Origin of the sequence: Sphingomonas sp. AX6 (genome assembly GCF_902506605.1) — a bacterium.
Taxonomy (GTDB): Bacteria; Pseudomonadota; Alphaproteobacteria; order Sphingomonadales; family Sphingomonadaceae; genus Sphingomonas.
On sequence record NZ_LR733979.1, the window covers coordinates 2,839,445 to 2,861,745 of the forward strand.

The 22,301-nt window shown below is 63.2% G+C and carries 22 protein-coding genes; 17 read left to right on the forward strand and 5 right to left on the reverse strand.

What is annotated here, in order from left to right:
- Window positions 1-48: 48 nt before the first annotated feature.
- Entirely contained in the window at window positions 49-1,050 is a 1,002-nt protein-coding gene (locus ENHY17A_RS13680; protein ID WP_236547980.1) for an NAD(P)H-quinone oxidoreductase, read from the reverse strand.
- A 296-nt stretch (window positions 1,051-1,346) separates the two neighbouring features.
- Here ENHY17A_RS13680 and ENHY17A_RS13685 point away from each other — a divergent pair, with 296 nt between their 5' ends.
- Both ENHY17A_RS13685 and clpA read left to right on the forward strand, forming a co-directional pair.
- Window positions 1,347-1,544, forward strand: coding sequence for a DUF1192 domain-containing protein (locus ENHY17A_RS13685; protein ID WP_159714682.1), 198 nt, complete (start codon window positions 1,347-1,349; stop codon window positions 1,542-1,544).
- A gap of 138 nt (window positions 1,545-1,682) precedes the next feature.
- Entirely contained in the window at window positions 1,683-4,004 is a 2,322-nt protein-coding gene (gene clpA / locus ENHY17A_RS13690; protein WP_159713548.1) for an ATP-dependent Clp protease ATP-binding subunit ClpA, read from the forward strand.
- A gap of 63 nt (window positions 4,005-4,067) precedes the next feature.
- Here clpA and ENHY17A_RS13695 read toward each other — a convergent pair whose 3' ends face one another.
- Window positions 4,068-4,430, reverse strand: coding sequence for a hypothetical protein (locus tag ENHY17A_RS13695; protein ID WP_159713550.1), 363 nt, complete (start codon window positions 4,428-4,430; stop codon window positions 4,068-4,070).
- Window positions 4,431-4,452: 22 nt separating this feature from the next.
- Between ENHY17A_RS13695 and ENHY17A_RS13700 the strand changes: the two genes are divergently transcribed.
- Entirely contained in the window at window positions 4,453-5,112 is a 660-nt protein-coding gene (locus ENHY17A_RS13700; RefSeq protein WP_159713552.1) for a hypothetical protein, read from the forward strand.
- A 42-nt stretch (window positions 5,113-5,154) separates the two neighbouring features.
- Here ENHY17A_RS13700 and ENHY17A_RS13705 read toward each other — a convergent pair whose 3' ends face one another.
- The gene (locus tag ENHY17A_RS13705; protein ID WP_159713554.1) at window positions 5,155-5,577 is read right to left on the reverse strand and encodes a hypothetical protein; all 423 of its coding nucleotides are present in this window, start codon (window positions 5,575-5,577) and stop codon (window positions 5,155-5,157) included.
- Between the two features lie 131 nt (window positions 5,578-5,708).
- On the opposite strand from ENHY17A_RS13705, the gene ENHY17A_RS13710 reads away from it, so the two are divergent.
- The 4 genes from ENHY17A_RS13710 to ENHY17A_RS13725 all read left to right on the forward strand — a co-directional run bounded on the left by ENHY17A_RS13710 (window position 5,709) and on the right by ENHY17A_RS13725 (window position 9,925).
- A complete protein-coding gene (locus ENHY17A_RS13710; RefSeq protein ID WP_159713556.1) occupies window positions 5,709-6,161 on the forward strand; it encodes a hypothetical protein in 453 nt (150 codons plus the stop codon).
- Window positions 6,162-6,212: 51 nt separating this feature from the next.
- Window positions 6,213-7,913 carry a GGDEF domain-containing protein gene (locus tag ENHY17A_RS13715; RefSeq protein ID WP_159713565.1) on the forward strand — a complete coding sequence of 567 codons (1,701 nt, stop codon included), beginning with the start codon at window positions 6,213-6,215 and terminating at the stop codon, window positions 7,911-7,913.
- A 56-nt stretch (window positions 7,914-7,969) separates the two neighbouring features.
- Window positions 7,970-8,170 (forward strand): hypothetical protein, encoded by a 201-nt coding sequence (locus ENHY17A_RS13720; protein ID WP_159713567.1) that lies wholly within the window; start codon window positions 7,970-7,972, stop codon window positions 8,168-8,170.
- A 66-nt stretch (window positions 8,171-8,236) separates the two neighbouring features.
- On the forward strand, window positions 8,237-9,925 hold the full coding sequence (locus tag ENHY17A_RS13725; protein ID WP_159713569.1) for an AMP-binding protein: 1,689 nt from the start codon (window positions 8,237-8,239) through the stop codon (window positions 9,923-9,925).
- Between the two features lie 127 nt (window positions 9,926-10,052).
- On the opposite strand, the gene ENHY17A_RS13730 is transcribed toward ENHY17A_RS13725, so the two are convergent.
- Window positions 10,053-11,408, reverse strand: coding sequence for an NAD-dependent succinate-semialdehyde dehydrogenase (locus ENHY17A_RS13730; protein WP_159713571.1), 1,356 nt, complete (start codon window positions 11,406-11,408; stop codon window positions 10,053-10,055).
- A gap of 91 nt (window positions 11,409-11,499) precedes the next feature.
- Here ENHY17A_RS13730 and ENHY17A_RS13735 point away from each other — a divergent pair, with 91 nt between their 5' ends.
- The 10 genes from ENHY17A_RS13735 (at window position 11,500) to ENHY17A_RS13780 (ending at window position 21,814) form a co-directional block, all read left to right on the forward strand.
- Window positions 11,500-11,745 carry an exodeoxyribonuclease VII small subunit gene (locus ENHY17A_RS13735; protein WP_159713573.1) on the forward strand — a complete coding sequence of 82 codons (246 nt, stop codon included), beginning with the start codon at window positions 11,500-11,502 and terminating at the stop codon, window positions 11,743-11,745.
- Between the two features lie 5 nt (window positions 11,746-11,750).
- Window positions 11,751-12,650: a polyprenyl synthetase family protein gene (locus tag ENHY17A_RS13740; RefSeq protein ID WP_159713575.1), complete on the forward strand. Its 900-nt coding sequence runs from the start codon at window positions 11,751-11,753 to the stop codon at window positions 12,648-12,650.
- Between the two features lie 13 nt (window positions 12,651-12,663).
- Window positions 12,664-13,170, forward strand: coding sequence for a pantetheine-phosphate adenylyltransferase (gene coaD / locus ENHY17A_RS13745; protein WP_159713577.1), 507 nt, complete (start codon window positions 12,664-12,666; stop codon window positions 13,168-13,170).
- 95 nt (window positions 13,171-13,265) lie between these two features.
- Entirely contained in the window at window positions 13,266-13,961 is a 696-nt protein-coding gene (locus ENHY17A_RS13750) for a peptidylprolyl isomerase (RefSeq protein WP_159713579.1), read from the forward strand.
- Between the two features lie 19 nt (window positions 13,962-13,980).
- On the forward strand, window positions 13,981-15,018 hold the full coding sequence (gene queA / locus ENHY17A_RS13755) for a tRNA preQ1(34) S-adenosylmethionine ribosyltransferase-isomerase QueA (RefSeq protein ID WP_159713581.1): 1,038 nt from the start codon (window positions 13,981-13,983) through the stop codon (window positions 15,016-15,018).
- Window positions 15,019-15,210: 192 nt separating this feature from the next.
- Complete coding sequence (locus tag ENHY17A_RS13760) at window positions 15,211-16,137, forward strand: cation diffusion facilitator family transporter (RefSeq protein ID WP_159713583.1); 927 nt, start codon at window positions 15,211-15,213, stop codon at window positions 16,135-16,137.
- A gap of 165 nt (window positions 16,138-16,302) precedes the next feature.
- Window positions 16,303-17,430, forward strand: a complete 1,128-nt coding sequence (gene tgt, locus ENHY17A_RS13765) for a tRNA guanosine(34) transglycosylase Tgt (RefSeq protein ID WP_159713585.1) — start codon at window positions 16,303-16,305, stop codon at window positions 17,428-17,430.
- A 32-nt stretch (window positions 17,431-17,462) separates the two neighbouring features.
- A complete protein-coding gene (locus ENHY17A_RS13770; protein ID WP_159713587.1) occupies window positions 17,463-17,666 on the forward strand; it encodes a hypothetical protein in 204 nt (67 codons plus the stop codon).
- A gap of 200 nt (window positions 17,667-17,866) precedes the next feature.
- Window positions 17,867-20,695, forward strand: a complete 2,829-nt coding sequence (locus ENHY17A_RS13775) for a M16 family metallopeptidase (protein WP_159713589.1) — start codon at window positions 17,867-17,869, stop codon at window positions 20,693-20,695.
- 108 nt (window positions 20,696-20,803) lie between these two features.
- A complete protein-coding gene (locus tag ENHY17A_RS13780; protein WP_159713591.1) occupies window positions 20,804-21,814 on the forward strand; it encodes a cell wall hydrolase in 1,011 nt (336 codons plus the stop codon).
- A gap of 61 nt (window positions 21,815-21,875) precedes the next feature.
- On the opposite strand, the gene ENHY17A_RS13785 is transcribed toward ENHY17A_RS13780, so the two are convergent.
- Window positions 21,876-22,214 carry a hypothetical protein gene (locus ENHY17A_RS13785; protein ID WP_159713593.1) on the reverse strand — a complete coding sequence of 113 codons (339 nt, stop codon included), beginning with the start codon at window positions 22,212-22,214 and terminating at the stop codon, window positions 21,876-21,878.
- Window positions 22,215-22,301 lie beyond the last annotated feature (87 nt).

Below are 22,301 nucleotides of genomic sequence, written 5' to 3' on the forward strand. Positions count from 1 at the left end.
TCGCCTGTCAGATTAAGGCGTTGGCCGTTCGAGTCAAAGTAGGGCGAGTCAAAGCGTGGTGGTCAACACGATCTTGCCGATATGGTCGCCTGCATCCATTCGGGCGTGCGCGTCGGCAGCGCGTTCGAGCGGGAAGCGCTGGTCCATGACCGGGCGTAATTGCCCCGACTGGACGAAGGGCCAGACCGTGCGCGACAGCTCGTCGGCGACCAGCGCCTTGAACGTGTTGTCGCGCGCACGCAGCGTCGATCCGGTCAGGACCAGGCGTTTGCGCATGATGTCGAACAGCGGAACGGTCGCCATCGCCCCGCCCTGCACCGCGATCGACACATGGCGGCCTTCGTCGGCCAGGCATTTCAGGTTGCGGGGCACGTAATCGCCGCCGACCATGTCGAGCACGATGTCCACGCCACGTTTGTCGGTGATCCGCGCCACTCCCTCGACGAAATCCTGCGTCTTGTAGTTGATCGCGTGGGTTGCACCGTGGGCCTTGGCTGCCGCGGTTTTCTCGTCCGATCCGGCGGTGACGATGGTGCGGATGCCGAACAGGCGGCACAGGCTTATCGCCATGGTGCCGATGCCGGAGGTAGCCCCATGCACCAGCACCCAGTCGCCCTCGGTCGCATAGGCGCGCTCGAACAAATTGGTCCACACGGTGAACAAGGTCTCCGGCATCGCCGCGGCTTCGGCCATCGACAGCCCTTCGGGTACGGTCAGGCACGATCCTACCGGCGCGACGGCATACTCGGCGTAACCGCCGCCCGCGATCAGCGCGCAGACGGGCTGGCCCAGCATATCGCGCTCCACGCCTTCGCCCAGCGCGACGATTTCCCCTGCGACTTCCAGGCCAGGCACGATCGGGGCGCCCGGTGGCGGCGGATAGAGCCCCTTGCGCTGCATCACATCGGGACGGTTCACCCCTGCCGCTGCGACGCGGATCAGCACCTCGTCCGCACCCGGCTGCGGCACCGGTCGCTCCACGCATTGCAGCACTTCGGGGCCGCCCGGCGTCTCGGGATCGATCGCGCGCATCGTCGTCGGCAGTGTCATGATTGCGTCTGGCCCCCAAAGCGTGACTGTATCTCTTTGGCACGAACCTGCGAAACACGCCAAGGGTCCGTCAAGGGTGGGAATGAGATGAGATTAACCGACGTCTTTCACTGCGTCTCTGTCATTCCCGCGAAGGCGGGAATCCATAAGCGCTGACATAAGTTATGGATTCCCGCCTTCGCGGGAATGACGATCTGAGTGGCTTATTCGGTTCACCATGCTGCAAACTGGCTCTGGAAGCCGATTTCCGCGCAACGCCCGTTGACACACGCGCCAATGCAGCCGAACCTTTGGGTATGAACCCCGACGACGACCTTCCGACGCGAAAGGACGATCCGGTTTCGCTGCTCGCGCGCCAGGACCTCGATCCTTTGTCGGTCGCCGAACTCGAAGCGCGCATTGCGGCGCTGGACGCGGAGATCGCGCGAAGTCGGCAAAAAATACAACGCGCCGTTAACCATCGCGCAAGTGCCGACGCGTTATTCAAAGGATGAGCGTGGACGCACCGGACCGGGGCACATCGCCCGTTACGATCCGGCGCATGGCCACCATGCTTGATGCGGGGCCACCGACTTCCGACATAGTGGATGTGGGCCGCGCGTTCCTTGCGGCCCGAACGGAGACGTATTTCAATGCCTAGCTTTGCCTCCGCGCTCGAATCCACGCTGCACAAGGCGCTGGAAGCCGCATCTGCGCGCCGCCACGAATATGCGACGCTGGAACATCTGCTGCTGGCACTCGTCGATGACGAGCATGCCGCGCGGGTAATGAGCGCCTGCGGCGTCGAACTCGACGATCTGCGCACCGCGGTGGCGCATTATCTCGACACCGAACTCGATGCGCTGAAGGTGGAGGCGTCGACCGACCCCTCCCCCACCAGTGGGTTCCAGCGCGTCGTCCAGCGCGCGATCCTGCACGTTCAGTCATCGGGCCGCGACGAAGTGACCGGCGCGAACGTGCTGGTCGCGCTGTTCAGCGAACGCGACAGCTATGCCGTCTATTTCCTGCAGCAACAGGATATGAGCCGCCTGGATGCGGTCAGCTATATCTCGCACGGTGTCGGCAAGGGCGGCACGCCCACCGAGGCTCGCGAAGTGAAGGGTGCCGCCGAAGAGGACAAGCCCACGCAAAAAGGCGGCAAGGACGCCAAGGAAAGTGCGCTCAAGCAGTTCTGCGTCGACCTCAACGAGAAGGCGAAGAACGGCAAGATCGATCCCCTGATCGGTCGTGGCCCCGAGGTCGACCGTACCGTTCAAATCCTGTGCCGCCGCAGCAAGAACAACCCGCTCTATGTCGGTGATCCCGGCGTCGGCAAGACCGCGATCGCCGAAGGTCTGGCGCGCAAGATCGTCGAGGGCGACGTGCCCGAAGTGCTGTTGCCCGCGGTCATCTATTCGCTCGACATGGGCGCACTGCTCGCGGGCACGCGCTATCGCGGCGATTTCGAGGAGCGGCTGAAACAGGTCGTGACCGAGCTGGAGAAACTGCCGCACGCGGTCCTGTTCATCGACGAAATCCATACCGTCATTGGCGCGGGCGCGACCAGCGGCGGGGCGATGGATGCGTCCAATCTGCTGAAGCCGGCGCTGTCGGGCGGCACGATCCGTTGCATCGGATCGACCACCTACAAGGAATTCCGCAATCACTTCGAAAAGGACCGCGCGCTGCTGCGCCGGTTCCAGAAGATCGACGTCAACGAACCGACGGTCGATGACACGATTAAAATCCTGGCCGGGCTGCGTTCGGCGTTCGAAGAGCACCACAACGTCAAATATACGCCCGACGCGATCAAATCCGCGGTGGAACTCAGCGCGCGCTACATCAACGACCGCAAGCTGCCCGACAAGGCAATCGACGTGATCGACGAGGTTGGCGCGATGCAGATGCTGGTCGCCCCGTCGAAGCGCAAGAAGACGATCACCACCAAGGAGATCGAAGCGGTGATCGCGACGATGGCGCGCATTCCGCCGAAGACGGTGTCGTCCGATGATACCAAGGCGTTGGCCAACCTCCAGACGGATTTGAAACGCGTCGTCTTCGGTCAGGACGAGGCGATCGGTGTGCTGTCTTCGGCGATCAAGCTCAGTCGTGCGGGGCTTCGCGATCCCGACAAGCCCATCGGCAACTACCTTTTCTCCGGCCCCACCGGCGTCGGCAAGACAGAGGTTGCGCGACAACTGGCGGAAATCATGGGGATCCCGCTCCAACGGTTCGACATGTCCGAATATATGGAACGCCACAGCGTATCGCGGCTGATCGGCGCGCCTCCGGGCTATGTCGGCTACGACCAGGGCGGCCTGCTGACCGATGCGGTCGATCAGAACCCGCACAGCGTGCTGCTGCTCGACGAAATCGAAAAGGCGCATCCCGACCTGTTCAACATCCTCCTTCAGGTGATGGACAACGGCAAACTGACCGATCACCACGGCAAGACCGTCGATTTCAGGAACACCATCCTGATCATGACGACCAATGCCGGGGCATCCGACATGGCCAAGGAATCGATCGGGTTCGGCCAGATGACGCGCGAGGATGTCCAGGAGGAAGCGGTGAAGAAGCTCTTCACGCCGGAATTCCGCAACCGCCTCGATGCGATCGTGCCGTTCGGTTATCTGCCTCCGCAAGTCGTCGCACGGGTGGTGGAGAAATTCATCCTCCAGCTCGAACTGCAACTCGCCGACCGCGGCGTTCACATAAGCCTCGACGACGAGGCGAAGGCATGGCTCACCGAACGCGGTTACGATAAATTGTACGGCGCGCGTCCGATGGGCCGTCTGATGCAGGAAAAGGTCAAACAGCCGCTGGCCGAAGAATTGCTGTTCGGCAAATTGCTCCATGGCGGCGAGGTTACCGTCAAGCTGAAGGACGGTGTGCTGGCGTTCGAAATCACCCCCGCCCCGCCCAAGAAGGGCGGGAAAAAGGGCGGCAAGAAGGCAGTTGTCGCCAAAGCCTGACGTTGGTTGGGTCAAATACTAGATTGAGGCCGGGAGGGTGACTTCCCGGCCTCGATCATTCGATCACGACGCGGCTACCGGTCTGCTCTGGCAAGCGCTCAGCGACGCTCGGACTGGTCGGATGGCACGACCGTCGAACCTCAGCGCCACGTCATAGGGTTGCAGAGAACCTCCCCCTGCAACCCGAACCGCCAGATCGCGCCATCCATGTGAGGAGGTCGAAAGCACGCGGACCGGCGGGCGGGTCACGGTCATCCTTGTCACGACGCGACAGCCGTCTGCTGTCGGGGTCAGAATGAACAGCGTGCAACCGCCGCTGCCACAATAATCGCGATCCTTTGCCAAAACGATGACCTCAGGGATGTCGTCGTCGTTCAGATCAACCGATGCCGATTGATAGCGCTTCAGGTCGAGTTCGTTTCTCACGAAAGTGTCGGCGGATTGCGAAATGGATACGGACGGCGGTGCACCCGAAATTGCGATCGCCAAAATTATCCCAACCGTCACCATACTCGCCTTCCTTTCCGCTACCACGACAAACACGATGCATGTTCGCGTTGGCCATAGTTGCCATACCGAAAAACGGGTGTCACGTTTGGACGTTCACGTTGAAAGGACCGATCCGTTGTCGATCAGAGTCGCGTCAATCTTTTTCGTCATCTTCACGGTAAGTGGTTGCGGTCAATCGGCTGCCGATATTGTCACTGGGACCGAACGCTGTGGAACCACCAGGATCGGCAACGATATTGCGATGAGGTTGAGCGCCTATAACGGCCATCCGGATTCCCAAAGGCTGTGGGTGATCCAAGCCTGCCATTCGACGATCACCGCCTGCGTGCCCATCCTGACCTACGTCAACGCATTTCCCCCGCATTACGCCGTCGAAAACGATGGGACGGTTTCGATCTCGCTGCTTGGCGGACGGATCGTCGAACGCCACAACGACGAAATCAATTTCAAAGAGGTGACGTACCCAGTCCGGACAACAGAAATCGCAGGCAAAGTCAGCGATGCCGATATCGATGCTTATTTGGGCCGGATCGGGTTGTCGCAGGAGTCTCTTCGCGGTGATTTGTGCGAGAACGCAAGATTCGCGAACCCTGATTAAAGAGCCAGCCAGAGGGCAAAGACTTCCGGGACTTTCCTGCTATTACGGCTCAATGAGGGGCCGGAGTGTCGATGGGTCGGGTGAACCGATGACGACGCCGTCGGAGATTTCCAGCGCGACTATGATTGCGGGTCCATCGCCCCAATCCTGCCCGCGAAATACCAGCAGCGGGGTTTCGCCTCTGCAAGTGATTTTCCAGTCGCGTAAATTACCGATTTCCAACAATCCAGCTCTCACTTCGGTCAAATCTTGATCGATTTCGCCGATGCGTGGAAATCGGGGAGACCGAAGCGACACACCCTTTCGGGTGGCGATGAATTCGATTTCGATCGGCTGCATGGAATTGCATTTCGCGATCGCTTTGATTTCCACAGAAACCGGTGCGTGGTCATGGGATAGCGTGAATTTTCGCGGCGTATCTTGCAAAAAGGCGAACATGAAGACGGTCGACGCGATAAGAGACACTGCTCCGTACTCCCGACGAAAAGATATTGAACTTACCAGCCTCTACAGCGGATTTTTCGATGCACTATGCTGGTTTGGTTCTGACTATACATCTCTATTGCAGCAACCGCCAAACGTCATAGGATGCTTGAATGAAAATATTTCAAACCTGCATCGCGCTATTGGTTGCCTTGCCTATCCCATCAGGCTTTGCTTGGATGACGGCGAAACTGAATTCTTTCCAGCAGCGACCATTGTTGCCAACGCCCCCACCGGCCGTGATTTATGACCCGCAGCCCGGTCCCTTCATCATCAGGCTGGATGAAAGCGACAACATTGCCGATAACCAGAATGGCGTCATCGAAACTGCCGTAAAGTCTTGGTCCGGCCCCACGCTGCAAGCATTCATGATTTGCTTTCGGTCGCACCGCCAGCCGATCAATTGGTCGGCGGCGTCACGCGCTCTTAGGACGGTCGCACTGGAACTCAGGGCGCGCGAGGCGGTGGTCGTGCTAACGCCGAACGGAACGCTATGCCGTCCCTCGTCCAATCCAGAGCTTGCGCGCGTATCGCACGTCGAAATCATGGGCGTCGTTCGCATCTGATTTGCCACGCATTTACCAGTTGTTCGCAACCCGACACTAACTCAGTCGCTCATGTGGGGGCGCGTCATCAGGGGGGTGTGGCTGGCGGTGATCGCGGGGGCGATCATGCTTGGCCTTTCCGTGCCAGCGTCGGCGCAAAGTCGCTATATCGGCGACAAGATCGACGTTTGCGTCCGTCCGGCGGATGCGCCGGGGCTCGATCCCAAACGGTTGATCGCCGAGGCCGCGACCTTCGATTGCGCGTCCCCCCAACGCTCGTTTCCTTCCGGCGATTATTGGGTAGTCTCCAAACCACTGTCCGCGCGATCGAGCGAAGGCAGCCCTTTGCGCGTGCGGACCAGCAGCCTGTTCCAGGGATCGGTCACGCTCGACATCGTCTACGCCGATGGCGCGATCGTTCGTCACCGGGCCGATGGACGGCAGATGTCGTCGCGCATTCAGCTCGGCGCGATTTCCCAATTCGAGGTTCCGCCCCGCGACGCCGCAGTGACGCGGTTGGTGTGGCGGATCGACGACGCGAGCAATCTGCACGGGATCGTGCTGGGCGCGCGATTGGCGACCGCAGAGGATGCCGCGCAGGCGAATCTCAGCCTCGGCGCGCTCTATGCGGGATTTGCCGGGCTCGCCATTGCGCTCATCGTTTACAATCTCGCGCTGTGGGTTGTGCTTCGGCAGGGATTCCAACTTGCCTATTGCGCCATGGCGGCGCTGCTCCTCGCTTATTGCTTCACCTCGTCCGGGGCGCTGGCCTGGGCCTGGCCCGACCTGCCGAACAATGACCGCATCCGGTTGAACCATGCGCTGCTGGGGGCCGCTGCCGCCGCCGCACTTGTATTCGCGCGCAGTTTTTTCGAACGCGAAGTCTTTCTCGGCTGGGTGGGCCGTTTTACGCATGTTGCGACTGTGGCGGTGCTGGGGGGCGGGATCGTGTTCCTGCTCGCGCCTGACACCCATATCGGCCAGGCCGACTCTGTGTTCGCCTGGGGCTTTGTCGGGGTGCTCGCCGTCATCGGTCCGATGCTGTGGCGCGCCTGGAAAGTGAAGAGCAATTACGTCTGGTTGTTCGCCTTTGCCTGGGCCGCGCCGGTGGTCATGGCAGGAATGCGCTTTTCCCAGCATCTTGGGCTGATCCCTTGGCGCTTCTGGATCGACAATTCGACGATCTTCGCGCTCGCGTTCGAAGCATTGCTGTCCTCGGTCGCCATCGCGTACCGCATCCGGCTATTGTCGAACGAGCGCGATTTCGCGGTCGCCCAGGAAGCGGTGCAGCGCAAGCTTGCCGATACCGATCCGCTGACCGGGCTGCTCAATCGCCGCGCGTTCCTGGATCAGGCGATCGGGCGTGGCGGGATGCAGCAATTGCTGCTGATCGACATCGACCATTTCAAATCGGTCAATGAGACGTTGGGCCATGACGGCGGCGACGAAGTGCTGCGCGTCTTTGCCCGTGTCCTGCGCCAGGTCGTGCCCGAAGGCGGGCTGGTTGCGCGGTTGGGAGGGGAGGAATTCGCGGTGCTCGCGCCGCCGGGGGCGGAGATCGATCCCGATGCGCTGCTCGCACGATTGAGAGCGGCCCGAATGCCGTTCGACCTCGACGTCACCGCCTCGATCGGCCTGTGCCGGGGCGGCATGAAGCGCGAGGCGGACTGGAAATCGCTCTACCGTGCCGCCGATCGCGCATTGTTCGATGCCAAGGCAGCGGGGCGCGACCGCGTTCGGCGCAGCGAAACCCTGTTGGCGGAGGCCGCCTGATCCGCTTGCCGCATCTGCCGAAATCGGGTAAATGCGGGCATAGAGGGAGTGGCGACATGAAGCCGGTCGACAAGCGCAAAACGGGATTGATCGCGGGCGGCGTGCTGCTCGTCGCGCTGGCATGGCAAACGCCGACCGCCAGCCTGGAAATCCAGATGCACGACGTCACCGATGTCGCCCCAAAAAAGGTGGAGGCCGCGCTCGATCTGGGCATCGCCGCCGTGTCGTTGCTCGTCACCTGGACCGCGAAGCGATAACCGACGCCGCTTGACGGGAACGTAAACAGGGTTGCGTTTACCGCAACGCTGCTTACACCTATGTCAATGACTGATCCGGCCCAGATCTGGCGCGAGCATTATCTGCATCCCGGTGCATGGGATCGCCCCTTTCCGCCGATGTCGTTGATCGACCTGTTCGAAGCGAGTGCGGCGAAGCGTGGATCGGCACCGCTGATCGATTTCATGGGCCGCAAATACAGCTATGCCGAAACGCTCGACGGAGCGAACCGCGTCGCCTGCGGGCTGAAGGCGATGGGCTACGGCCCTGGCAACCGCATCGGATTGTTCCTGCCCAATGCGCCGCATTATCTCGCGGCCTATTACGGCATTCTCAAACTCGGCGCGACGGTGGTCAATTTCTCGCCGCTCTACACGGTTGCAGAGTTGTCCGAGCAAGTCGCGGATTCGAGCACGAAATTGCTGTTCACTCTGTCGGCGACTGCATTGCTGCCCACCGCGATCAAGGTGCTGGAGGCGAGCAGCCTGGAACGGCTGATCGTCGGATCGGTCGCGGGTGCGCTGCCGCCCGCCAAATCGGTGCTATACCGGCTATTCAAGCGCAAGGAAGTCTCTGCACGTCCCGACGATCCGCGCATCACCGCTTTCTCCGCACTGATCGCCAATGACGGAGGGTGCGTGACCCCGGACATCGATCCGATGACGCATCTGGCGCTGATCCAATATACCGGCGGCACCACCGGCACGCCCAAGGGCGCGATGCTGACACACCAGAATCTGTCGGCCAATGCGCGTCAGGTGGCCCAACTCGATCCCGAAGTCGCGACGCGGCACGACCGGATTTTGGGCGTTTTGCCGATGTTCCATGTGTTCGCCAACACTTGCGTCCTCAACCGTACGGTCGCGGTCGGCGGCGAAATCGTGATGCTGCCCCGGTTCGAGGCGGGGCAAGTGCTGGCCGCGATCGACGCGACCAAGCCCACCGCGCTGCCGGGCGTTCCGACCATGTATCAGGCGCTGCTCGACCATCCGAAGTTCGCAACCACCGATTTCTCGTCGCTCGAATTCTGCATTTCGGGCGGGGCGCCGCTCTCGGCCGAATTGAAGCGTAAGTTCGAGGCTGCGTCGGGCGCCAAGGTGATCGAAGGCTATGGTCTGTCCGAAAGCTCGGGTGTGGTGTCGTGCAATCCCTATGTCGCGGAAAACAAAACCGGCAGCATCGGTCAGCCGATCGCCGCGACGCGCGTCAAACTGGTCGACAAGGAAGACCCCAGCCGCCCGCCGCCCCAGGGCGAACCGGGAGAGATCGTCGTGTCCGGCCCGCAGATCATGGCCGGTTACTGGAATCGCCCCGATGCCGATGCCGAGGTGTTCCTGACCGACGCCGACGGCACCCGCTGGCTGCGCACCGGCGATGTCGGGCAGATCGACGAGACCGGCTTCATCCGCATCGTCGACCGGATCAAGGACATGATTTCGGTCGCGGGGTTCAAGGTCTTCCCGAGTCAGGTCGAAGCCGTCCTCTACCGCCACCCGGCGGTTAAGGAGACGCTGGTGATCGGCATTCCCGACACCTATCGCGGCGAAGTCCCGCGCGCTTACGTCACGCTGAACGAAGACGAAGCGGCGACCGGAGACGCGCTGAAGGCGTGGCTTAACCCTCAGCTCGGCAAGCATGAAAAGGTCGATGACGTGGTGGTACGACTGACCATGCCGAAGACGATGATCGGCAAGCTGAGCCGCAAGGATTTGGTTGCGGAAGTGATGGGCCAGTAAATTCCCCCCCATTGGGGAGGTGGCAGCACGCAGTGCTGACGGAGGGGGAGCGCCGCGCAGCGCAACGCTTGCCGCCCACCCCCTCCACCATGCTTCGCATGGTTCCCCTCCCCATGCCGGGGAGGAATTACTTCGCCAACACCGCCTTCAAATTCATGAATTCGTGCAGCCCCCATGGTCCCAACTCGCGACCGTGTCCGGACAGCTTCACCCCTCCGAACGGTGCTTCCGGCGACGACGCGAGCATCTGATTTACCGCGGTCATCCCGGCTTCGACATCGCGTTCGAAGCGTTCGCGTTCGCCTGCGTCGTTCGTCCACACACTCGATCCCAGGCCGTAGGGAATGTCGTTGGCCAGCGCGATCGCATCGTCGATGTCGGTCGCGCGGAATAGCATCGCGATGGGGCCGAACAATTCCTCGCGCGCGATGTCATGGTCGCGCGGTACGTCGGTCAGGATGCCGGGGTTCATCCATGCGCCCGGAAGGTCTACGCTTTCGCCGCCGCGTAAGCTCGCACCCGCCGCCTTGGCACGTTCGATCTGATCCAACACCGTATTGCGCTGCTCTTCACTCGACAGCGGCCCCATATCGACCTCGGTCATCGGGTCGCCAATGGTAACCGCGTCCATTGCCGCCGCGAATTTCTCGGCAAAGGCGTCATACACATCGGCATGGACGATCATCCGTTTGGCGCAAATGCACGACTGTCCCGCATTCTGGATGCGCGCCTTGACCGCGACCTTGGCCGCTTCGTCCAGATCGGCGGACGGCATGACGATGAACGGGTCCGACCCGCCGAGTTCGAGCACGACTTTCTTCAGATGCTTGCCCGCCGCTTCCGCGACTTTTGATCCCGCCCCTTCGCTACCGGTCAGCGTCGCAGCGACGATGCGTTTGTCGGCGATCAGGCCATTCACCTTGTCTGATTTGATCGCGAGATTCTGAAACAGCCCCTCGGGCGCGCCAGCCGCCCGAACCATTTCCTCGATCAACGCCGCACAGCCCTGCGTCAGCGATGCGTGCTTCAACAGCCCGACATTGCCCGCCATGATCGTCGGCGCGAGGAAGCGGACGACCTGCCAATACGGAAAATTCCACGGCATGATCGCCAGCACGATACCGGTCGGCAGCCAGATCGCCCTGGCATCCCCCGGCGCGTCGGTCACCGCGACGGGCTCCAGGCATGCCGGGCCGTTCTTGGCATAATAGCGGAATCCGGCGACGCATTTTTCGACCTCTGCAATGGCGGACTTCAGCGTCTTGCCCATCTCGCGCGTCGCGGTTTCCGCCAACCGCTGCTTGTTTGCGTCGAATGCATCGGTAATCGCCGACAACAGCTTAGTCCGCGCCTCCATCGGCGATGCGCGCCACGTTTTGAACGTATCGGCCGCCAGCGCGACGCGACGCTCGATTTCAGCATCGTCGTGGATAGCATGGCTGCCGCCCGCTTCGCCGGTCGCGGGGTTGATGCTGGTGAACATGGGGGAAGCTCCTGAAATCTGGTTTGCCCTCCCAATGCGCGGGGCCTTGTCCGGGTTGCATAACCGCCCCACCCTGCCGCATAGCGCGTGCATGACCGAAGATGCCGGAATCGCCGAATTGAGCTTCGAAGACGCGTTGCGCGAACTGGAAGGGATCGTGGCCAAGCTGGAAAGCGGCGACGCGCCGTTGCAACAGGCAATCGACCTGTACGAACGCGGTGACGCTCTGCGCAAACAATGCGCCGCTCGGCTGGATGCGGCGCAGGCCCGGATCGAGGCGATCCGCACCGACGCCAGCGGCCAGCCGGTCGGCACCACCAATTTCGCCGCGGGCTGACACCGATGGGGGGGGCATCGATCGCGCTGCAAACGGCGCTTCAGCAGATCTCCGGCGACATGGATCGCCAATTCGATCAGTTGCTGCCCGTCCCCGACGATCCCCGCGCAAAGCTGTATCAGGCGATGCGCCACGCCGCGATCGGCGGGGGCAAGCGGCTGCGTCCGTTGTTGGTCCATGCCACCGCGCAGCTGTTCAACGTCGATCGCACCGCGACCTTGCGCGTCGCGACCGCGCTCGAATGCATCCACGTCTATAGCCTGGTGCATGACGACCTGCCTGCGATGGACGATGACGACATGCGCCGCGGCAAGCCGACCGTTCACCGCGCCTTCGACGAGGCGACCGCGATTTTGGCAGGCGATTGCCTGCACGCGCTGGCGTTCGAGATATTGGGCGACGAGACGACCCACCCGGATCCGTTCGTTCGCATCGAACTGGTCGCCTGCCTTGCGCGCTCGGCGGGTCCGTCGGGGATGGGCGGCGGTCAGATGATGGACCTTGAGGCGGAGAAGGCGAGCTTCGACTTGCCGACCGTTACGCGGCTTCAGGCGATGAAGACCGGCGCGCTGATCGCCTGTGCTGTCGAATCGGGTGCAATTCTCGGCAAGGTTCCGGTCGAGGGCCGCACCGGTCTACGCGGCTATGCTCGCGACATCGGCCTCGCCTTCCAGATCGCCGACGACATATTGGACGTCGAGGGCGACGAGGAACTGGCAGGCAAAAAACTGCGCAAGGACGGCGACGCGGGCAAGGAAACCTTCCTCTCGCTGCTCGGCCTCGACCGCGCCCGCGAACAGGCGCGGATGCTGGTGGATCAGGCGATCGACCATCTGCGCGGCTATGGCAGCGAGGCCGACCTGCTGCGCGACATCGCCCGCTACACCCTAGAACGCGATCGCTAAGGGGCTCGCCACCATGACCATCCGCACCGGCGTCTATCCCGGCACGTTCGATCCGATAACGCTCGGCCATATGGATATCATCCGGCGAGGCGCAAAGCTGGTCGATCGTCTGGTGATCGGCGTAACGACCAACCCGTCGAAGAACCCGATGTTCGATATCGACGAACGCATGGCGATGGTCCGACGGGAAGTAGAGGGCATCGCAGGCGACATCCGCGTCGTCAGCTTCGATTCGTTGCTGATGGACTTTGCCGAGCGCGAAGGCGCGAACGTCATCGTCCGAGGGCTGCGCGCCGTCGCCGATTTCGAATATGAATATCAGATGGCGGGGATGAACCAGCAGATCAATCCGCGGATCGAGACGGTATTCCTGATGGCCGATGTCTCGCTGCAGCCGATCGCCAGTCGCCTGGTCAAGGAGATCGCGATGTTCGGCGGGGCGATCCACAAGTTCGTGACCCCTGCGGTCTGCGACGAAGTCGTCGCCCGCGTCGATAAGATCGGTCGCAAGGGCTCCTAAAGGTGATCTGCCCGATCCTATTCAGTTTGGCGCAAGGACCGATTTGGTCTAAGCATCCGCCCAACGCTTAAACACCGGGGTTCTGGCACATAGTCATGCGTAAAATCGGATATTTCCTCGCGGCCGCAGCAGCGTTCGCTGCAGCACCGGCCACCGCCCAGATCATGGAACCGACCGTCAAGGATCGGCCCGCGGCACCCGCTTTGACCGACACCGAAAACCACTGGGTGCTCGACCTGTCTACCGGCGGTCGCGTGACGATCGCGCTACGCCCCGATGCTGCGCCCAAGCATGTCGAGCGGATCAAGACGCTGACTCGCCAGAAATTCTACGACGGGCTGGTCTTCCACCGCGTGCTCGACACTGGGGTGCCGATGGCGCAGGGCGGCGACCCCAAGGGTGACGGCACAGGCCAATCGACGCTTCCCGATGTCGAGGCCGAATTCAACTGGATGCCCCATGTCCGCGGCGCGGTTGCCGCGGCGCGTTCGGGCTCTCCAGACGATGCGCCCCCGGAAGTCGAAAAGGCTGCGGAAAATTCCGCAAACAGCCAGTTCTTCATCATGTTCCAGCCGATGCTGTCGCTCGACAAGAAATACACGGTGTTCGGTCGGGTGATCGACGGCATGCAATATGTCGATGCGATCCCGCGCGGCGAACCGCCTGCGAACCCGGCGCGGATCGTTCGCGCCTATATCGGCTCGGACAACCCACCCGCTTATGTCGCGCCTGCGCCCAGCGCACCGGTACTGCCCGCCGGCGAAGAGGAAGTCACGCTGCCGGGGACGTAACCCTGGCGCGCAACCAGCTATGCGCGTCGACGATTTCGATTTCGAGCTTCCGGCAGAGGCCATCGCCTTGCGCCCGGCATCCCCGCGCGATTCGGCGCGGATGCTGGTGGCCGAAGGCGACCGGCTGAGCGACCGCATTGTCAGCGATCTGGCCGCAGCGCTGCGTCCCGGCGACTTGTTGGTGTTTAACGACACCCGCGTCATCCCAGCGCAACTCGAAGGGCATCGTGGCGAGGCGAAGATCGGCGCGACGCTCCATAAGCGCGAGGGGCCGCGTCGCTGGCGCGCCTTCATCCGCAATGCCAAACGCCTGCGCGATGGCGAGACGATCGATTTCGGCAATGGCGTAAGCGCAACCGCACGCGACCGCGCCGAGGATGGCAGCTTTGCCATCGACTTTCATGGAGACGAGCCGGTCGAACTGCTGCTGGAGCGTGCCGGTCGGATGCCGCTGCCGCCCTATATCGCCGCGCGCCGCCCGACCGATGCGCAGGACGCGGACGATTATCAGACGATGTTCGCGCGGGAAAAAGGCGCGGTGGCAGCGCCCACCGCCGCGTTGCACTTCACCCCCAAACTGATGGCGGCGCTCGATGCCACCGGGATCGGCCACACCACGCTGACGCTTCATGTCGGGGCGGGCACGTTCCTGCCGGTCAAGGTGGAGGATACCGACGACCACAAGATGCACGCCGAATGGGGCCGCATCGACACCGCGACCGCCGACCGGCTGAACGAAACGCGGGCCAAGGGTGGACGCGTCATCGCGGTCGGCACCACTAGCCTGCGGCTCATCGAAAGTGCGAGTGGTGCCGATGAGATTGTCCGGCCATTTGAGGGAGACACCGCGATCTTTATCACGCCCGGACACCGGTTTCGCGGGGTAGATGGGCTGGTCACCAATTTCCATTTGCCGCGCTCCACCCTGTTCATGCTGGTGAGCGCGTTGATGGGGGTGGAGACGATGCGCCGCGTCTATGCCCATGCGATTGCGGACGGGTATCGGTTCTACAGCTACGGCGATGCGTCGTTGTTACTGCCAGAGCGTAGTCTTTAAAACACCTCGTCACCCCGGCCTCCGTGCCGGGGTCCACCGAGCGGCGAGTGCTGCGCTAACGCCTCTCGTGAAATCTTAACGGCATAGTGGACCCCGGCACGGAGGCCGGGGTGACGGGTGGGACTGGGCACAGCATTTTCCCCAACCAATACCCCCTAGGCATCCTACCCCCCGCCCCGCTATCCAGCGCAAGTGAGCGCACACCATCATTCCCACGACCACGCGCATGGCGGCCATGGCCATGTCCACGCGCCGAAGGATTTCGGGCGCGCCTTTGCGATCGGGATCACGCTCAACATCGCCTTTGTGGTTGTCGAGGGCGCAGCGGGCATCCTCTACGATTCGATGGCGCTGCTCGCCGATGCCGGGCATAATCTGTCCGACGTGCTGGGCCTGCTGATCGCCTGGGCGGGCGCGACGCTCGCCAAGCGACCGCCGTCGAAGCGCTTCACCTATGGCCTGCGGTCGTCATCCATCTTGGCGGCGCTAGCCAATGCGTTGCTTTTGCTGGTCGCGGTCGGCGCGATCGCCTGGGAAGCCATCCGACGCATCGGCGATCCGCCCGCGGTCGAGGGGACGGCAGTGATGATCGTCGCCGGGATCGGGATCGTCATCAACCTCGCGACCGCTCTCCTGTTCTTCTCCGGTCGCCAGCACGACATCAACATTCGTGGCGCGTATCTCCACATGGCGGCGGACGCGGCGGTATCGGCGGGGGTCGTCGTCGCGGGCGCGCTGATCCTGTGGACCGGATCGGTATGGATCGACCCCATCGTGAGTCTGGTCATCGTTGCGGTGATCCTGATCGGCACTTGGGGGCTGCTTGCGCAGTCGGTGACGATGGCGCTGCACGCCGTTCCCGACCGGATCGATGCGGAAAAAGTGGAGGCCGCGCTGGCCACTCGCCCGGGCGTCGCGCGCGTCCATCACCTGCATATCTGGCCCACCAGCACCACCGAAGTTGCGCTGACCGCGCATCTGGTGATGAGCGGCGGTCATCCGGGCGATGCATTCCTGGGGGAAACCGCTCATATGCTCGATCACGACTTCGGTATCGGCCATGCGACGATTCAGGTCGAGATGGGCGACGGCGCGCCATGTTCGGATGGGCAATGCTGATAGACGAGAAAAAATTCCGTTCGCATTGAGCTTGTCGAAATGCTGTCCTTTTCTTCGTGCCAAGAAGGACAGTGCTTCGACAAGCTCAGCACGAACGGGGGAGAGGGTAGCGTCCATTTTACACCCCATCGACAACCCGCACCCGGAAATGCAAAGCGCCCTGCCATGACCCCCCGTTTCGAATTCACTATCCACGCCACCGACGGCAAGGCGCGCACCGGCACGATCGCGATGCAGCGCGGCGACATCCGCACGCCTGCCTTCATGCCGGTCGGCACCGCCGCGACGGTGAAGGCGATGAAGCCAGCCGATGTGCGCGCGTCGGGCGCCGACATCATCCTCGGCAATACCTATCACCTGATGCTGCGTCCCGGCGCGGAGCGGGTCGCGCGGCTGGGCGGCTTGCACGGCTTCATGGGCTGGGATCGCCCGATCCTGACCGACAGCGGCGGGTATCAGGTGATGAGCTTGGCCGACCTGACCAAAAGGTCGGAGGAAGGCGTCAGCTTCAAATCGCATCTCGACGGCACCCGGCATCTGCTCAGCCCCGAACGCTCGATCGAGATCCAGCGTCTGCTCGACAGCGACATCATCATGGCGTTCGACGAGTTGGTCCCCACCACCTCGGCCCGCGACCTCCAGGCCGCGGCAATGGAACGATCGATGCGCTGGGCAAAGCGCAGCCGTGCGGCGTTCGACGGCGGCGGCGATCATGCGGGCCGCGCAGCGATCTTCGGCATCCAGCAGGGCGCGCTCGATCAGGATTTCCGCAAATCCTCGGCGGATGCGCTGCTGGATATCGGTTTCGACGGTTACGCTGTCGGCGGCCTGGCGGTCGGCGAGGGGCAGGAGGCGATGTTCGGCGTGCTCGACTACGCGCCCGGCCAGCTCGATCCCGCCAAACCGCGCTACCTGATGGGTGTCGGCAAGCCGGACGACATTGTCGGCGCGGTCGAGCGTGGGATCGACATGTTCGACTGCGTGCTGCCGACGCGGTCGGGTCGCACCGGTCAGGCCTTCACACGGCGGGGGCCGATCAACATCCGGAACGCGAAATTCGCGGAGGATCAGGGGCCGCTCGATCCAAGCTGCGCCTGTCCGGTTTGCGGGAACTGGGGCCGCGCCTATCTCTATCATCTCGTCCGATCCGGTGAAATCCTCGGCGCGATGCTGATGACCGAGCACAATATCTGGTTCTATCAGGCGCTGATGGCCGACCTGCGCGCCGCCATCGGCGAAGGGCGGCTTACCGAATTCGCAAACGACTTCCGCACGAACTACTATAACAAATGACGCCAAGCGTCCGATGATCCACGGAGAGACTGTTGAGCAACACCGACGACCAGCCCGAAACCAACGAAATCCTTGCCGCTGCCAAGGATGCCAAGCAGGCCCGCGAGCGCGCCACCGCGCCCGAGCCCTCAGCCAAGGGTAAGCTGCCCCTCGCCAAGATCGGCGTTGCTGCAGGACTGGGTTCGGCGGCATTGGCGGCAGCGGTGCTGTTCGCCCAGCGACGCAAGAAAGACTGAGCGCCCTAGTGCTCCTGCGAAAGCAGGAGCGTGGGCCGCGAACGCGCCACGTGTTGCCAACACTCCCGCTTTCGCAGGAGTACAGCCGATAGCGTAACCCTCCCCTAACACACCCTTGCAGACGCCCCCGAAATCGCGCAGGTTCGCCGCGATCAACGCGCGGGAAACCGGCGCGCCATAATTCTTCGGGGGAATCGAACATGCGCCTTGGCCGGACAGCCCTTTTGCTGGGAGCATCGCTCCTCGCCCTCCCCGCACTCGCGCAGACCAATCCGCCCGCGCCTGCTGCTGCGCAAGTCCAGCCGATCGCGTTCACCGAACGGACTTTGCCCAACGGGCTGAAGGTTTACGCGATCCGCGACACCAATACGGCAAACGTCGCGGTGCACGTCTGGTACGATGTCGGGTCGAAGGCCGATCCCGCCGGGCGTTCGGGCTTTTCGCACATGTTCGAACATCTGATGTTCAAATCGACCCGCAATCTGGTCGACGAGCAGATGGACCGGCTGACCGAGGATGTCGGCGGGTTCAACAATGCGTCGAACGCCGACGACTACACCAATTATTTTCAGGTCGTCCCCGCCAACCATCTGGAGCGCATCCTGTTCGCCGAAGCCGACCGGATGGGATCGCTGGTCATCGATCCCAAGGTATTCGCGTCCGAACGCGAAGTGGTGAAGGAGGAACTGCGCAGCCGCGTGCTGGCAGCACCTTATGGCAAGCTGTTCTACCTGTATCTGCCGATGGTTTCCTATGCGAACCACCCCTATGCCCGCCCCGGCATCGGCAGCATCGAGGATCTGGACGCCGCGACGATCGAGGATATTCGCGCCTTCCACGCCACCTATTACCGGCCCGACAATGCGGTGCTCGTCGTCGCAGGCAATTTCGATCCCGCGCAACTCGACCGCTGGGTGAACCAGTATTTTAGCAAGATTTCGCGTCCGAACCGTCCGATCCCGCGCGTCGATGTCGCCGAACCCGCACGCAAGACCGCTGCGCGCTATACGGTGTATGAGCCCAACACGCCGCTGCCTGCTGTCCTGCTCAGCTATCAGGGTCCAGCGAGCGGCCACCGCGACGTCGCTGCGTTGAAATTGATGGAGGCGATCCTGTCGCGGGGCGACAATTCGCGGCTGTATCAGAGCCTCGTCTATCGCGACCGCACCGCGGTTCAGGCCAGTACCTTCTTCTCCGCGCCGCAGGGGCCAGGGACGCTCGCGCTCTACGCAATCCTGTCAGGCGGGCAGACGGCAGAGGCCGGAGAGGCCGGGCTGCGCCGCGAACTGGCGCGTTTGCGTGACACCCCCGTCACCGCCGCTGAACTGGCCGAGGCGAAAAACGAAATCGTCACTGCGGCGCTGAACGAGCGCGAAACCGCCACCGGCAAGGCCTTTGCCGTCGCGAATGGCGCGATCGTCGATCGCGACCCGCGTGCCGCCGATCGCGAGCTGGCGGCGCTTCAGGCAGTGACGGCCGCCGATATCCAGCGTGTCGCGCGCGAATGGCTGCGCGACGAACGCAGCGCGGTGATCCACTATCTACCGGCCGAATCGAAGCCCGCCGATGCACCTGCGGGCACGATCGCGGTCCCGGAAACCGTGATCGCCCGGAAGCTGGAAACCCCGCCCAACATCGTCATCCACGAACGCGCCAGCGTCGCCGAACGCATCCTGCCGCCCGAACCCGGCACGCCCGTCGCCGCCGTGATCCCCACGCCGGTCGAGGTAACGCTCGCCAACGGGATGCGCGTCGTCACCGTGCAGAAAAGCGACGTGCCGATCGTCAGCGCGACGCTGATCGCCGATGGCGGCGCGGCGCTCGACCCGCAAGGCAAGGCGGGATTGGCGTCGATGGCGTCCGAATTGCTGACCAAGGGCACGACGACGCGTTCTGCGACCCAGATTGCGGCGGCCATCGAATCGCTTGGCGGGTCGATCGGCAGCGGCGCGGGGCCGGACTCCTCGGCGGTATCGCTGACGATAAAATCGGATCAACTGGCGCCTGCAATGACGCTGCTCGCCGATGTCGCGCGCAATCCTGCGTTCGCGCAGGAAGAACTCGACCGCGCCCGTGCCCAGTCGATCGACGGCATCAACGTCCAGATGAAAGACCCCGCCGCGCTTGCCGGGATGGTCGCCAGCCGCGCCGCATTCGGCACCACGCCTTATGGTGGCGCGACGACCGAGGCTTCGTTGAAGGCAGTCACCCGCGACGACCTGACCGCCGCCTATCGCGCCGCCTGGCGGCCAGAAACGGCGACGTTGGTACTGGTCGGCGACATCACGCCCGATCGCGCGCGTGCCGAGGCAGAACGGCTATTTGCCGACTGGAAGGCCAGCGGCACTGCGGCACCCGCGCCTGCCGTCGCCGCGCTGCCCGCACCGCGCGTGATCGTCGTCGATCTGCCGGACGCGGGTCAGGCGGGTGTGGTGCTGGCCCGCGGCGGGCTGGAGCGGCGTTCGCCCGATTTCTATGCGGCGTCGGTCGCCAATGCGGTGTTGGGCGTCGGCTTCTCGTCGCGGCTCAACCAGGAAATTCGCATCAAGCGCGGGCTGGCCTACGGTGCTGGCAGCAGCGTCGACGGACGGCGGTTGCCCGGCCCGGTCACCGTCCGCACCCAGACCAAGAACGAATCCGCTGCCGAAGTGGTCAGCCTGATCCGCGCCGAGATCGAGCGCCTTGGCCGCGAACCCGCGACCGCTGCCGAACTCGATACGCGCAAGGCGGTGCTGATCGGCGGCTTCGGGCGATCGGTTGAGACGACCTCGGGCATTGCGGGCGTCATCGCCGATTACGCCACCGACCGCGTGCCTTTGTCCGAGTTGCAGCGCTATGTCGAGCAGGTTCAGGGGGTTTCGCCACAGGCCGCGCAAGCTGCCGCCGCACGCTATCTGGCGACCGACAAAGCCAGCATCGTCGTGGTCGGCAATGCAAAGCTGTTCATCGACGACCTGCGAAAGGCGTATCCGACGGTGGAGATCATCCCTGCGGCATCGCTCGATCTCGACACCGCTACGCTCAAATGATCCTCACCTTTCCAGGGGAGGCGCTACGTTAACCAATACTCGTGCCATGCAGGGACGGTGCGGAAAACGCGCAAGATCGGGTAAGTAAATTGCGCTAAGTCAGCGCCGATGTCTCCGCGCCGCCCTGCCCCCTTTGCGACCAAGCCCCGGCTGATCGACCGGCGTGCAAAGCGGCTGCGCGTCGTTGCGGCGACGTTGGTCGCGTCCCTGGTGGGGCTGGGTTTCACCGCCCAAGCCGCGTTCGATCGTGGTGAACCGACCGTCGTCGCCTATGCCAGCGAAACCCGTGTGGCGCCGATCGAGGCAGCCGCCGCGCCTTACGGCGCAAGCCTGCCCGGCATGACCGGCACGACGGCGCTGCCCGAAGAGCCCGCCGATTACCTGCCCACCGCTGACCCGACACTGGTCGCGGCCCCGCCCTTTGCCTTTCGTGGGTCGTCGCTCGACCGCGCGCGCGCGCTCGAGTGCCTGACCACCGCGATTTATTACGAAGCCGCCAGCGAACCCGATGATGGGCAAGCCGCGGTGGCGCAGGTGATCCTCAACCGTGTCCGCCACCCGACCTTTCCCAATACGGTCTGCGGCGTGATCTATCAGGGGTCGGACCGCAAGGGTTGCCAGTTCAGCTATGCCTGCGACGGCGCGATGGCGCGAAAGCCCGCGGCGCGCGCTTGGGATCGCGCACGCCGCGCCGCCGATCTCGCGCTATCGGGGCGCGTGTTCGCACCCGTCGGCATGGCGACGCATTATCATACCTATGCCGTCACACCGTACTGGAACAAAAGCCTTGTGATGACGGGGGTTTACGGCGCGCACTTCTTCCACCGCTGGAAGGGGTATTGGGGGACGCCGCGCGCCTTTTCGGCCGTTTACACCGGGGGCGAACCGCTTCCTGGCCCGCTGGGTCGCCGGGATGTCGGCAATGACGTCGCGGATGCGCTATCTGGTCGCACGGCACCACTCGTTGCGCCGGTCACGCTTCCCTCAACCGTGTCCGCGCCGGTCACCGACGTCGCCCAACTGCAACCCGCCTATCGCGAAGCCACGGTTGCGCCCAACACGCTTCCGCAATCGACGATCCTCGACAAATGGGCCGATAGCGGAAAGCCGCTGCGCTGATACCAGTTGGCCCCGCCGGTTTCCCGACGGGGCCATCGCTGGAAGTCATATCGCGTAGCGCTTAGCGCCCGCGATTGGTTTGGCGATCGTTCTTCTGCGTCCGGACCTGCTGCGACAGGCGATCGAAGCGACGATCAAGGTCGCGACGTTCGGCGACGGTCAATCCCGGCCGGCTGCGACGATACTGATTCTCGAGCTGCGACAGCTGACGGAACTGGGTCCGCAGACGCACCGCTTCGTTGCGGTTGAGCGCGCCGTTGCGAATGCCCTGGTTGATCCGCATCTCGATCCGCGCCTGGCGCTGGTTGATCGTCTGCCAGCCATTCTGGGCGCTGGCAGTGGCGGGGACGGCGGCTGCGGCAATGCCGAAACCGGCGATGAGCATGGCGAATTTCTTCATCGAAACTTCCTCCTTCACATGTCCGGTTTCTCTCCGGACGATGCCAATTTGGGGGTCTTGTGTCGCAGACCTGTGCCGGGAAGCCCG

What these genes read in the sequence shown, in the direction of transcription:
- ENHY17A_RS13680 (WP_236547980.1), bottom strand. Translation starts at nt 1,050, where the DNA reads ATGACACTGCCGACGACGATGCGCGCGATCGATCCCGAGACGCCGGGC.
- ENHY17A_RS13685 (WP_159714682.1), top strand. Translation starts at nt 1,347, where the DNA reads ATGAACCCCGACGACGACCTTCCGACGCGAAAGGACGATCCGGTTTCG.
- clpA (WP_159713548.1), top strand. Translation starts at nt 1,683, where the DNA reads ATGCCTAGCTTTGCCTCCGCGCTCGAATCCACGCTGCACAAGGCGCTG.
- ENHY17A_RS13700 (WP_159713552.1), top strand. Translation starts at nt 4,453, where the DNA reads ATGGATACGGACGGCGGTGCACCCGAAATTGCGATCGCCAAAATTATC.
- ENHY17A_RS13710 (WP_159713556.1), top strand. Translation starts at nt 5,709, where the DNA reads ATGAAAATATTTCAAACCTGCATCGCGCTATTGGTTGCCTTGCCTATC.
- ENHY17A_RS13715 (WP_159713565.1), top strand. Translation starts at nt 6,213, where the DNA reads ATGTGGGGGCGCGTCATCAGGGGGGTGTGGCTGGCGGTGATCGCGGGG.
- ENHY17A_RS13720 (WP_159713567.1), top strand. Translation starts at nt 7,970, where the DNA reads ATGAAGCCGGTCGACAAGCGCAAAACGGGATTGATCGCGGGCGGCGTG.
- ENHY17A_RS13725 (WP_159713569.1), top strand. Translation starts at nt 8,237, where the DNA reads ATGACTGATCCGGCCCAGATCTGGCGCGAGCATTATCTGCATCCCGGT.
- ENHY17A_RS13730 (WP_159713571.1), bottom strand. Translation starts at nt 11,408, where the DNA reads ATGTTCACCAGCATCAACCCCGCGACCGGCGAAGCGGGCGGCAGCCAT.
- ENHY17A_RS13735 (WP_159713573.1), top strand. Translation starts at nt 11,500, where the DNA reads ATGACCGAAGATGCCGGAATCGCCGAATTGAGCTTCGAAGACGCGTTG.
- ENHY17A_RS13740 (WP_159713575.1), top strand. Translation starts at nt 11,751, where the DNA reads ATGGGGGGGGCATCGATCGCGCTGCAAACGGCGCTTCAGCAGATCTCC.
- coaD (WP_159713577.1), top strand. Translation starts at nt 12,664, where the DNA reads ATGACCATCCGCACCGGCGTCTATCCCGGCACGTTCGATCCGATAACG.
- ENHY17A_RS13750 (WP_159713579.1), top strand. Translation starts at nt 13,266, where the DNA reads ATGCGTAAAATCGGATATTTCCTCGCGGCCGCAGCAGCGTTCGCTGCA.
- queA (WP_159713581.1), top strand. Translation starts at nt 13,981, where the DNA reads ATGCGCGTCGACGATTTCGATTTCGAGCTTCCGGCAGAGGCCATCGCC.
- tgt (WP_159713585.1), top strand. Translation starts at nt 16,303, where the DNA reads ATGACCCCCCGTTTCGAATTCACTATCCACGCCACCGACGGCAAGGCG.
- ENHY17A_RS13775 (WP_159713589.1), top strand. Translation starts at nt 17,867, where the DNA reads ATGCGCCTTGGCCGGACAGCCCTTTTGCTGGGAGCATCGCTCCTCGCC.
- ENHY17A_RS13780 (WP_159713591.1), top strand. Translation starts at nt 20,804, where the DNA reads ATGTCTCCGCGCCGCCCTGCCCCCTTTGCGACCAAGCCCCGGCTGATC.
- ENHY17A_RS13785 (WP_159713593.1), bottom strand. Translation starts at nt 22,214, where the DNA reads ATGAAGAAATTCGCCATGCTCATCGCCGGTTTCGGCATTGCCGCAGCC.